Origin of the sequence: Paenibacillus sp. FSL R5-0407 (assembly GCF_038009185.1) — a bacterium.
GTDB classification, from domain to species: Bacteria; Bacillota; Bacilli; order Paenibacillales; family Paenibacillaceae; genus Fontibacillus; species Fontibacillus vini.
Map to the genome: position 1 here is coordinate 3,522,309 of NZ_JBBPAX010000001.1, position 11,327 is coordinate 3,533,635.

Sequence of the window (11,327 nt, forward strand, 5' to 3'; positions counted from 1 at the left end):
CGCTATGAATTTATATAGCTTCTGCCGCCTGACTAACCAGCGAGGATAGTACCTCGTAATCAACCGGTTGGCCTTCGCGAATTTTGATCGTTTTTCTTTCGGGCGGACCCTCGAACACCGTTCCCTCCGGCAATGTAAGCTCGCTTGCATTAAAGATCGTAAAGCTGACTGCGTCCTTGGAGGTGGAGATCACGGCTGCATATTTTCCGTTTTTTAAAAAGTGAGGCTTCTTATACTGTATGCGCTCCTGTACCTCCGGTACAGACCGGTGAACCATCTCATACAGCCGGGTGCACACCTCGGCCTGCCAGGGTACTTTTACCTCGCTAATAAAATCCTTAACTTCGCTCATCGTCTAACCTCCGATTTTTAGTCTGTATAGGCTCTATGCATAACCAACTACGGTTGCGAAACGATTTGCCAGGTAATGCCGAACCGGTCCTCGATTTCTCCGTAGTAGGCTCCCCAAGGCTGCAATTCAAAAGGATACTTGTTAGTCCCGCCTTGACCCAATTGGGCATACGCTTCTCTTGCCTGCGTTTCATCCCCGAATGAAAGCCCAAGGGCAATACTGCGGTTCGAGCTCAAGGATTCGAAGGCATCGCTCAAAAACAAAAGATTCCCGCCCGCTACCGACAGAGTCATATGCATTACTTTATCCCTGATTGCTTCCGGTGCACCCGGAAGTTGACCGTGTGTCATGATCGATACGATCTCACCGCCAAGCGCCCGGATATAAAACTCCGCTTGCGCTCTCGCATCCTTCGAGGAAATGTAAGGGGTCAGTTTGGCTGTCATATTCATATTCAACATCCTTCCAAATGGTTGTTTTTGCCGAAGTTCCGGGACCCGGATTTGCGGCTTATATAAATACGACGAACACCGAAATGCCAAATCGACATGTTCTCAAAAAAAATTAAAAAAGTTTTTTTGCACGAATTAACCCCTTACTCCGTTCCCATTTCCGACTCCGATTCGGTAACGCAATCGGAAGCCCGTTTAAGCAGCATGACCCGTTCGCGGGCGTTGCTTGTAAGAGAGGCGGCACGTTTAAACTCTTCGCATGCTTCTTGGACTCGCCCCAACTTCATCAGAAAATCGCCGCGCACGCTCGGCAGGAGATGATACTCCTTCAAGGCCGGTTCCAAGGCTAGCGCATCGACAATCTCCAAGCCTACCTCCGGGCCGAACGCCATCGCGAGCGAAACGGCGCGATTCAGCTCCACGACGGGCGAAGGAGCAGCTTGCGCCAATGCCTCATAGAGCGCCGCGATACGAATCCAATTCGTTTCCGACGGAGTTCGGGCCCGGGCATGGCAAGCCGATATCGAAGCCTGCAGCGAATACGGGCCCAGCGCGCCGGGAATTCGCCCCGCACGTTCCAGGGCTGCAAAGCCGCGGCGAATGAGCAGTTGATCCCATTGCGCCCGATTCTGATCCATAAGAAGGATCGGCTCGCCGGAGGAATCTACCCGCGTTCTTAGCCGCGAAGATTGAAATTCCATCAGCGCTACCAAGCCGTGGACCTCCGATTCGGACGGGACGATTTCCGCGAGAATGCGCCCGAGACGAAGCGCCTCCTTGCAAAGCAGGGGGCGCGTCCAGTTCTCGCCCGAGCTCGCGGAATATCCCTCATTAAACATGAGGTAGATGACCTCGTACACCGACGAGAGGCGACCCTTTAACTCCGGCGCCTGAGGAACCTCGAAGGGAACCCGGGCCTCCGCCAGCGTCCGCTTGGCCCGGACGATCCGCTGGGCGACGGTAGGCTCCGGCACAAGGTACGCATGCGCGATTTCCACGGTGGTCAGCCCGCCGAGCAGCCGCAGGGTAAGCGCGACGCGCGCCTGCGAGGACAGAAGCGGATGACAGGTCATGAAGATCAAGCGCAGCAGATCATCACCGATATCCTCTTCAACCACGGCGTCATATTCCTGATCCTGCTGCCGCATATCCATCTCCCGGCCAATTTCCTCGTACTTGCGCCCAAGTACCCGGTCTCGCCGGAGATAGTCCAGCGCCCGGCGTTTTGCGGCCGTCATGAGCCATGCGCCCGGGTTGTCCGGAATCCCCGTCTCCGGCCACTTCTCCAGAGCCACGATAAGCGTATCCTGCGCCAGATCCTCAGCGATTCCGACATCTCGAACCATCCGGGTAAGTACGGCGATGATTTTTGCCGCTTCCATTCTCCAGATGGCGTCGACCGTGCGATGGATGGAGGACGCCATCACTAACTCTTCGGCCGTCCCAGATCTCGAAGCTGGGCATGCAATGCCAGAGAATCGGGGTTTGAGGTCAACTCGGGCGTTTCAATCACTTCACGAAGCTCAATGACACCCTCTCCTCTGCCATGCGGATCCGGCATACGCATAGCCCACTCGATCGCCTCTTCCCTGGAGTTCACCTCGATGAGCGTAAAGCCCGCAATCAGCTCCTTCGATTCCGTAAAGGGCCCGTCCATAATTTGCGGCTTACCTCCGGGTTCCGGGTACGAGATGCGGATTCCGCCCGAGCTTGCATGAAGCCCCTCCGCGGCCAGCATAACGCCGGCTTTCACCAGTTCCTCGTTATATTTCATCATAGCGTCGACGAGTTCCTGGCTGGGCATGATTCCCTCCTCCGAATCCTGCGTAGCCTTGACAATCATCATAAATCTCATAGCTCATTCCCCTTTCTTGCTCATATATGTATACGACGAACAAACTACGGCAAAATCGACAGGCATATGGGAGAAGCGGCTGCAGAACCCAAGATTCTACAGCCGCTTTTGTATTTCGCATTTCTTTACGGAGTCCATTGATCGTGGATAATGCCCACAAGCGAATGGTCTTCCCCGAAAGCCTTGAATACCAAACGCAGTGTGCGCCAATCCTTGCTTTCAGCGTCGTCCGGATCGCTAGCCTCGATATAATATTCAACAAAATCATATTGGTCTTTGGGATAGACATCATATAAATTGCTGATCTTTTCTGGACCGTTGCCCTCGTTTTCCGAGATCTTGGCTTCTTTGATAAAGTCCGCATCGTAGACAAACCGCTCATGATACTCCGCGTAAGTCAACTCGATTTTGTCTCCGGTGCCGGGGAACTCCCGCCAAATGCGCTTCGTTGTATCCTTCATTAACCCCTTCAGTTCGTCGCGCGAGAACACGAGGTCCTTCTCCTGGTCAACATTTCCGTAGGGGGAGAATCGAACCCCTTCCTCCGCATCCGCCCAGTTTGATACGGTGTTCATATTGCCAGATTTAAGGGCTCTGATCACCGTTGATGCCGCTTCAAGCGCAGTCGGCGGAGTCCCCTCCTCCGGAATCTCGCTTGGTTCCTGGTTCGGTGCGGAATTGTCCGGAGTATTCCCTTCCGCCTCATTTTGAGGTTGATTTTGCATTTGATTTTGTGGCTGGTCTTGTACCGGTCCCTTTGGTTCCGGCGCCTTATTGGAATTTCCGCTGCAAGCTGCAAGCATAACCACCATTAGGGCACCGATCACCATCCATCCTATCCTTCTTGGTGAGTACATGATCTCTCTCCTCTCTTTGTCATCACCCTTTCAGACGATTATAGTTACGCAAAAGTTTCTATTTAATGGAATTTTTATTCCAATACCGGTATTTTTACGGACACTTTATATTCCGTACCCGGCTTTAAATCGCTAAGAACACCATTTTCTAAATAGACGCCGTTATCGTAAACCTCTGTTGCCGTTACGCCCGGCTCCCGCTTAATTTCAATCTGCAGCGTAGCGCCTCTGAATTCACGCCGGACCTTAGCCTCACTCCATTCGGAAGGAAGCTGCGGACGAATGGCGATGCCCTCGGGAGTTCCCTGCACTCCGAACAAGCCGTCGATCAGACAGCGATACACCCAAGGAACCGTCCCCGTATTGAACAAATGGCTGGAGCGTCCCGCCGTACGCGGAAATTGACGGTAGGCGCCGCGGTAATAATTCGGGATAAAGACCGGCAGCTGGCCGCGTTGAACGATATCCTCCATCGTCGGTCCCGGCAGCATTTTTCGCAGCAAACGGTACGCATCCTCCCGCTCTCCCACGGAGTAAAGCGCATAAATATAGAATGCCGCGGCATGATTGTAGACGGCGCCGTTTTCCGCCGAGCCCGGATGCTTCTGGGTAACGCGGCCCACATCCTCCCGCATGGAGGTGTAAGACGGAGCAAGCTTTTCAACCCCATACGGCGTCTCCAATTGCTCTCTTACGGCACGCATCAGCTTCTCCCGCTTCTCTTCATCGGCAGCCCCGCTGAGCAGCGACCATCCTTGCGGATTGATGAATATCCGGCCTTCCTGATCCGTGCTGATCCCGAACACCACATTGTCATCCGTGATCCCCCGGGCATACCATTCGCCATCCCATAGATATCGATTGATAACCTCGTTCGTCTCTTCAGCCGCTCTCCGGTAATCCTTAGCAATCTCCGCCTGCCCGCCGTGTTCGCAAATATCCGCCCAAACCTTAAAGGCGTACGCTGTCGCAATGGTCAGCCACCCGGAGACTCCTTTGCCTTTGTAACCCACCATATTCATCGGATCGCACCAATCGCCCTGATTGATATAGTTCAGTCCGCGCTCATCCCGGTCACCCGCAAGCCATTTCATGGCCTTATGGATATGCTCCAATACGGTTTCCGTCCCGGATCCGTCGGCATAAGGAACCTGTTCCTCCAGAATCGAATAATCGTTGCTCTCATCTAAATAAGTGCTGAGGCATATAGGCAGCCAAACGCAATGATCCGTATGGGGAACCTGATTGATATATTTCAGCTCGGCATCCTTATGGAGAATGATACCGTCTGGCATAGACCCGTCCGGTTTTTGCTGGCTCAATGCAAGGAGAAAAGACTCCCTGGCCACCTGCGGTTTGATATAGCTCATCCCCATATGATCCTGCAGAAAGTTCCGGGTTTGCGGATCGGTCGTCAAACGGTTCGTTTGCCCGTGATAGTACACCTGCCGCGGCAGCCAATGATTCACGAATTGATCAAGGTCGGGATCCGGGGTCGAGATTTCGATACAGCCTCTGCCTTCTCTAATGTACTGGTCATATTCCCGCTCAGCCGCTTCGAATCCGTCCTCACCGTTCACGTCAATTTTTATAAAATAATCTTCGCGGATTTGAGCAACTTGCTCCTCATTCTTGGCCGGGCCGAAAATAAACCGGTAGGCCTCCTCCTCGCCCGGAGCCAGCTTAATCCGGTACTGCAGAACGCCGACAGGCGTTTCATACCGAGCGTCTCCTTTGGACAGCTCCTCCTCTTGAAGAGCCGACGGCCCCGTAATGCCACCTTCTCCCTCGAAGGCTTCCTGGTTCACTTCCCAGGCGACCGGTTTGCGGTCCGCAAGCAAGAAGGTTTTATCGCTGAATTCCTTGATCTTGGCGTAATCCTGATATTTCTGATAAGGCGTAACCGAAGAACAGACAATGGCCTGCAGCTCTTCATGATATTCTCCGGACTGATTCATCCAGGACATATAACCGACCGTAAAATACGGATAGATGCTCAATTTTCTTTGTTTTTGCGAAAGGTTGGTTACCTTCACGCGCCACAGCTCCATGGCCTCCTCTTTGGGCAGGCTCAAGCTCATTTCGACGAGTACGCCGCCGCACTCCACCTTCCATACGATGCTGCTTTTCCCTACGGCAAACGTATAACGATCCGCCGGAACCCGGACAGGCTCATAAGGCGCTGAAAAAATCTCCCCAGTCTCCTCGTCCTTTACGTACACAAAACGGCCGGGGTGATGAGCGTAGTAAGGCTGCTCAGGCTGCATAAACGTCTTTGCTTCCAGATTCGGCGCATACGAATATTTTGCCGGTTCCGGCTGCATGAACTGTGCCACCGCATATCCGCGGCAGTTCATATGAATCATCATCTTCTCGTTCCATAGAAACCCGGAAGCCTTCGGGAGAAGGGTCGGGCTCGACAGTTCATAAAATTCATTATCCTCAGACGCTCTGATCATCGTATACCTCTTTTCCATATAGTCTTCATAGTCTTCAAAACGAAGCTTGCAGATTGGAAGCAGGGTGTGCCGGTATGTTTCCTATCAATCTACCTTGGATACTTTTGGTATACATTATAAATGAAAGAGCACCCAGTCGGGTGCTCTTTTTGCTATGAGGCATATTCTTTATCAGGTTCCGCAAAAGGTACGGTAAGCACAGTTCGATTCCGGTGGCAATTCGGCGTACTCGGCTTGCTCAGGGGAATGCGCGTAGGGGTGGGAAAGCACTTGGAGCAACCGCTCCATCAAGCTGTAGTCCCCTTGCTTCTCAGCAGCCGCAAGCGCTTCTTCTACCCGGTGATTGCGGGGAATGACCGCCGGATTGCTGTTACGCATTAGTTGCTGCCGGGCGGCTTCATCCTCCGGCTGGCGACCGATCCTCGCTTCCCAGCGCTCCCGCCAGTGGGAGAAGTCCTCGGTGCCAAACAGGCCTTCGCCCTTCATTTTGCCAAGCGTCAGTACCACAAATGTGTTGGTGTAGTCCGCCTGGTGTTCCTTCATCAGGCTGAGGAGGTCCGTGATCAGCGTCTCATCCTCCGGCTCTTCATGGAACAGGCCCAGCTTCGATCTCATTCCCGCCAGCCATTTCCGGTGAAACGCTTCGGCAAATCCCTCTATCGCATCCTCGGCGGCTTTGACAGCCTTCTCCTCGTCGTTATCCAGCAGGGGTAACAGACTTTCAGCCAATCTCGCCAGGTTCCACGCGGCGATCTTCGGTTGATTGCCATAGGCGTAACGGCCATGGCGGTCAATGGAGCTGAACACCGTTGCCGGTTCATAAGTATCCATGAAAGCGCACGGACCATAATCGATGGTCTCTCCACTAAGGGTCATGTTATCGGTGTTCATTACGCCGTGCACGAATCCCACGAGCTGCCATTGGGCGATTAACCCGGCTTGGCGCTCGATTACCATTTTGAGCAGGGCAAGATAACGGTGTTCCTCTTTCCCCGCCTCGGGATAATGCCTTTGAATTGTATAATCAGCCAAGGCCCGGAGGTCGTCGATTCCCCGCTGCCGGGCGTACTGAAACGTGCCGACCCGAATATGGCTGGCTGCCACGCGGGTAAGGATCGCGCCGGGAAGATCCTGCTCCCGGATCACGGGCTGCCCGGTCGATACCACAGCCAGGCTTCGCGTTGTGGGAATGCCCAGCGCGTGCATCGCTTCGCTGATCAGATATTCGCGCAGCATCGGCCCCAGCGCTGCCCGGCCGTCGCCCGAACGGGAATAAGGCGTTCTTCCCGCGCCCTTTAACTGAATATCGACCCGCTCGCCTGAGGGTGTGATCTGCTCACCCAGCAGTATGGCCCGGCCGTCGCCCAGCATCGTGAAGTAGCCGTATTGGTGCCCGGCATAGGCCTGGGCCAGCGACAACGCTCCCTCCGGCACCTTATTGCCCGCCAGCGCCGCCACGCCGTCTTCGCCTTGCAGCGCCTCTGCATCCAGGCCGAGCGATTCGGCCAATGGGCGATTTAACATCGCCATTTTCGGTGACCGCACCGGGGTTGGAGAAAGCTTGGCAAAAAAAGATTCCGGCAAAGTAGCGTAACTGTTATCGAATTTCCAGCCTGCATCCGTTATTTTTTGCATTCTAGATTCTCCTTCTCTTTGTCCATCATTATCTTATATTTTAGTTTTTTCCAAGGCATAAAACAAAATGCAATATCCAAGGCAGAAAATACAAACAAGGAAAGGGTCTGTTCAGGACCCTCTCCTTGTGTTTCAACAGCGTCTCGGTCAGCTTTGGCTCTGGTCCGTCGTCCCGGTACCGGACGGCGCCTTCACCCCTTGGCCGCCTCGCGGTCCTCCGCCGCCTTGGCCTCGACCGCCTCCGCCTCCGCCAAACCCGCCTCCGCCGGTGGTAACGCCCGACTCGTTGACGTAAGTGACGGCGTCACCCAGCGTAAAGCTGACAATTTTCGTTCCATTCTCCAGCTTGCCGCCTTGGACCAGCCCATTTTTGACTTGTCCCGTTGACGTTCCGCCCGTGTAAATCGTATAGGTCTCGCCGGACTTCAGTTCCGGCGCGGAAATCACGATGCTCTGGATCGATTTCTCCGGAGTAAAGCTCAGCAAGGGCGTGCCTTTGCTATCTGCCAGCGTAACCAAAGTGCCTGCCTCCAGGGTGCCCGGGAACGTCATCAGTACGGAACGCTGGGAGGAAGACTCCGACGGCGCTTGCGCCATGCCCGAGCTGCCTGCGGCTACAAGTAAGCCTCCGGTTTGTTCAAACGTGCCGTCATAGTCGAGACTGCCGTTGCCGCCGTTCGTCGGTCCGTTCACGATTGCGGTCCCGCCGGACATGGTGATGGAACCGTTGGAATCCAGTCCGTCGCCAGCCGCGTTCACGGTGAGATATCCGCCGCTGATGGCCAGCTTCGCATTACCTGCAGCCCCTGGACCTCTGCCTCCCGCTTCCGTAGTGGTCGTCGCGTCATTACCCTCGGTAGCATTCACGCCATCATCACTGGCCACGACATGAACCTCGCCGCCGGAAATGGCGATATCCGCGCCCTCAATCCCTTCATAGCTCTTCGTGATGTCCACCGTTCCGCCGGAAATTGCAATCGATGTTTCGGCGTGCAGGGCGTCGTCGCCGGTCGCCAGGCTCAATGCTCCGCCGGAGATGGCGAGACTTCCGTTGCTGTGGACCGCGTCATCCGCAGAGTCGATCGTTATCGTGCCGTTATTAATGGCAATAGCTGTCGCCGCTTTAATTCCCTTAGCGCTAGTCGATTCGCTTTCTTCAGTTGTTGAAGCAGCATCGGTTTCCGTTTGGTCCGTGTCCGTGGTTGCAGCCTCAGGCTTAGAAGAACCGGCCTGCGCTTGCGCTTGATCTTGGGCTCCGAAGCCAGGGCGCTGCATCCGCTCTTCCTGATGCGGTTCGGCTTTGGCGCTTCCTCCGCCCGTCACCAGGCTAAAGGTGCCGCCCTCGATCAGCATCGAGGCTGCCGTTTGGAGCCCGTCATTGCCGGATTCGATTTTGAACGTGCCGCCTTCAATGACGAGATTGCCCTTGCCATCCTCACCGTCATTGGTCGTCTTGATCCCGTCCCCGCCGGCTTGAATGGTGATGTCACCTTCCTTGAAGGCAGCCACATCCCGTCCAAGGAGACCGTCATCGGCAGCCGTAACCTTGAGCGTGCCGCTAACGATTTTCAAATCATCCTTACTGACGATCCCATCCTTGTAATTGCCTTGAACGCTTAGCTTGCCCGTACCATTGATTGTTAAATCGTCTTTGCTGTAAATGGCCGCCGTCAGCTCTTCTTCCGAAGCAGCATACGTCTTGCCATCGGAAACTTCATTTTCCGTTCCGTCGGCCAGCGTCAAAATCGTCTTGTCCGCACTCTTCACCACGATCGCCGAGCTGGCGGAATTGTGGACTTGAGCCCCGTTCAACACCAGATGCAAGACATCGTCGTCTCCGGCATCGACCACAACGCTGCCCTCATCCAGCTTGCCGCTCAGCACGTAGGTACCGGCTGCGGAGATGGTGACGGTCCCGCCTTGCGCTTTGGCCCCCGAACCGCTTACCGTAGCGGATGAACCGTTCATGTTAATGGATGTCGCCTTATCCGCGCTCCAATCGGCATTCGTATCGTTCTCATCGTATTTCACCAGATCGTCCAGCTTCAGGCTGGCCAATTGTACGTTTGCCGTGTTGCCTGTACCTGTCGTCGTTGTATTTACATCGATGGAAGATTCGTTTGCATCGTTCGTAGAACCTGCAAGCGTGGTCGTGCTGCATCCCGACGCCAGCAGGGCGGACAGGAGCAGAAATGCGGCGGCTTTAACGTTATAGGAATTTTTCATGGTCTTAACCTCTTTTCTCTTCTCATTAATATTCCTGCATAGCAGGATTCATCGTAAGCGTGATATCCAGATTGCCGTTGCGAGTCCGGATCGCGTCCAAAAACGCCTTCTGATTCGTAGCCGGTCCCAGGTTGACGGAGTAAACGAGTTCATACAGACTGCCCAATTCGGTGGTTTTGACCTTTTTCAGCTCATAAGCGACGCTATGCTGGCGGAATACCTCGTCGAAGGCTTCCTCGTACCCCAGATTTTCCGGGATGGTTACTTTCAAGGTTTTTTGCGAGTCTTTTCTCATGCCGAATTTAATCACCTTCAGAACATACATCAGCACGCAAAGTACCACTGTGAACAGCACGGCGTAACCAAAAGCGCCAACCCCGGCGGACAATCCGGCCGCCATGGAGAACAGGACGTAGGAAATATCCTTGGAATCGCCCGGCGCGCTTCGGAACCGGATGATGGAGAAGGCCCCTGCCAAGCTAAAGGCCCTTGCAATGTTGCTGCCGATCAACAGAATGATGATCGCCACGATCGCGGGGAGAATCATCATGGTGAGCGTGAAGCTTTGAGAGTAGGCCGGCTGGGTTTTCATATAAGTAAAGCTGATTATTGCGCCCAGCACGATGGCAATCGCCAAGGTGATCAGGGCATGCGATAAAGATAGGGTTGTATCCGTAGCAGCGGTTGAACCAAAAATGGACTCGATCATAAAACAACTCTCTCCCTTTCCGTAACAGGTGCATTATTATTGCGTATCGATTTTTTGTACTCATTGCCATATTTCGAGAAGCTTGTACGGTACATCTGGTGCTCGGACAGCATCCTGGACAGCCACACCGGTATGGTCTTCTCGGCTTTGACCTCCATTAGCCATTGGCCCCGTTCCAGCAGCTGCTCGCCGTAATCCCCTGCTTCCAGCTTCAGATCATGACGACGTGACCGGATGTTCGTATCAAACGTAATCCGCAAATCCCGGTTTCCCTTGCAAAAGAGTGCGATCCGGTCATAAGCCAGGTATACCATCGGCTGCAGCTCGTACCGGCTCAGGAAATATTCGATCTCCTGCATGACCTGCCGGTTCATGCCTTTCCGATAAGCGGGCGCCTGGCCCGTCCGGACAAATTCGTAAGCCTCATTCAGCTTGAGCGCCGTTCTTCTTTTGTTGACCAGGCCGAACACCTTTTTTTTCAGCTCCAGATAAACCTTGTCCTCGCACCCCGGCACTCCATAAGAACGGATCCTCAGCTTTTCCCGGTATTTGGGCTTGGCCAGGCTGGTGCGGATGAGGGAGTGATGCTCCGAGTCATAATATAAATTGCTGATCGTGTAGAACTTGTCATCCTTGTTGTTCTCATCCGGTTCCATATATGCCATCAGATCATTGTAGATGTTGTAGAATGCCTTGGTATCCATCAGATATTTGTTCTCGTAACGGTTGAATACTTCAATCGCCATTCTTTATGCTCCTTTCCTTCGCTTTGGCTCTCGCTT

Annotated in this window: 10 protein-coding genes; all 10 read right to left on the reverse strand. The window is 54.0% G+C overall.

Features of this window, described 5'->3' with window-relative positions:
- Window positions 1-10 precede the first annotated feature (10 nt).
- The 10 genes from NYE70_RS16695 to NYE70_RS16740 all read right to left on the reverse strand — a co-directional run bounded on the left by NYE70_RS16695 (window position 11) and on the right by NYE70_RS16740 (window position 11,291).
- Window positions 11-352 (reverse strand): DUF1801 domain-containing protein, encoded by a 342-nt coding sequence (locus NYE70_RS16695; RefSeq protein WP_213653520.1) that lies wholly within the window; start codon window positions 350-352, stop codon window positions 11-13.
- Between the two features lie 47 nt (window positions 353-399).
- Complete coding sequence (locus NYE70_RS16700; protein ID WP_341046970.1) at window positions 400-798, reverse strand: VOC family protein; 399 nt, start codon at window positions 796-798, stop codon at window positions 400-402.
- 149 nt (window positions 799-947) lie between these two features.
- Window positions 948-2,231 (reverse strand): RNA polymerase sigma factor, encoded by a 1,284-nt coding sequence (locus NYE70_RS16705; RefSeq protein ID WP_341046971.1) that lies wholly within the window; start codon window positions 2,229-2,231, stop codon window positions 948-950.
- Entirely contained in the window at window positions 2,231-2,659 is a 429-nt protein-coding gene (locus tag NYE70_RS16710) for a YciI family protein (RefSeq protein ID WP_211024882.1), read from the reverse strand. The genes NYE70_RS16705 and NYE70_RS16710 overlap by 1 nt, the downstream gene beginning before the upstream one ends.
- Before the next feature lie 125 nt (window positions 2,660-2,784).
- Entirely contained in the window at window positions 2,785-3,516 is a 732-nt protein-coding gene (locus NYE70_RS16715) for a hypothetical protein (protein WP_341046974.1), read from the reverse strand.
- A 74-nt stretch (window positions 3,517-3,590) separates the two neighbouring features.
- Complete coding sequence (locus tag NYE70_RS16720) at window positions 3,591-5,975, reverse strand: GH36-type glycosyl hydrolase domain-containing protein (protein ID WP_341046977.1); 2,385 nt, start codon at window positions 5,973-5,975, stop codon at window positions 3,591-3,593.
- A 171-nt stretch (window positions 5,976-6,146) separates the two neighbouring features.
- Window positions 6,147-7,610 carry a protein adenylyltransferase SelO gene (locus NYE70_RS16725; RefSeq protein ID WP_341046980.1) on the reverse strand — a complete coding sequence of 488 codons (1,464 nt, stop codon included), beginning with the start codon at window positions 7,608-7,610 and terminating at the stop codon, window positions 6,147-6,149.
- Window positions 7,611-7,757: 147 nt separating this feature from the next.
- Window positions 7,758-9,836, reverse strand: a complete 2,079-nt coding sequence (locus NYE70_RS16730; protein ID WP_341046981.1) for a carbohydrate-binding domain-containing protein — start codon at window positions 9,834-9,836, stop codon at window positions 7,758-7,760.
- Window positions 9,837-9,861: 25 nt separating this feature from the next.
- The gene (locus NYE70_RS16735; protein WP_341046983.1) at window positions 9,862-10,545 is read right to left on the reverse strand and encodes a DUF4956 domain-containing protein; all 684 of its coding nucleotides are present in this window, start codon (window positions 10,543-10,545) and stop codon (window positions 9,862-9,864) included.
- Window positions 10,542-11,291, reverse strand: coding sequence for a polyphosphate polymerase domain-containing protein (locus NYE70_RS16740; RefSeq protein WP_341046985.1), 750 nt, complete (start codon window positions 11,289-11,291; stop codon window positions 10,542-10,544). The genes NYE70_RS16735 and NYE70_RS16740 overlap by 4 nt, the downstream gene beginning before the upstream one ends.
- Window positions 11,292-11,327: the final 36 nt, after the last annotated feature.

Coding starts and splice junctions, on each gene's coding strand:
- NYE70_RS16695 (WP_213653520.1), bottom strand. CDS start 352: ATGAGCGAAGTTAAGGATTTTATTAGCGAGGTAAAAGTACCCTGGCAG.
- NYE70_RS16700 (WP_341046970.1), bottom strand. CDS start 798: ATGACAGCCAAACTGACCCCTTACATTTCCTCGAAGGATGCGAGAGCG.
- NYE70_RS16710 (WP_211024882.1), bottom strand. CDS start 2,659: ATGAGATTTATGATGATTGTCAAGGCTACGCAGGATTCGGAGGAGGGA.
- NYE70_RS16715 (WP_341046974.1), bottom strand. CDS start 3,516: ATGTACTCACCAAGAAGGATAGGATGGATGGTGATCGGTGCCCTAATG.
- NYE70_RS16720 (WP_341046977.1), bottom strand. CDS start 5,975: ATGATCAGAGCGTCTGAGGATAATGAATTTTATGAACTGTCGAGCCCG.
- NYE70_RS16725 (WP_341046980.1), bottom strand. CDS start 7,610: ATGCAAAAAATAACGGATGCAGGCTGGAAATTCGATAACAGTTACGCT.
- NYE70_RS16730 (WP_341046981.1), bottom strand. CDS start 9,836: ATGAAAAATTCCTATAACGTTAAAGCCGCCGCATTTCTGCTCCTGTCC.
- NYE70_RS16735 (WP_341046983.1), bottom strand. CDS start 10,545: ATGATCGAGTCCATTTTTGGTTCAACCGCTGCTACGGATACAACCCTA.
- NYE70_RS16740 (WP_341046985.1), bottom strand. CDS start 11,291: ATGGCGATTGAAGTATTCAACCGTTACGAGAACAAATATCTGATGGAT.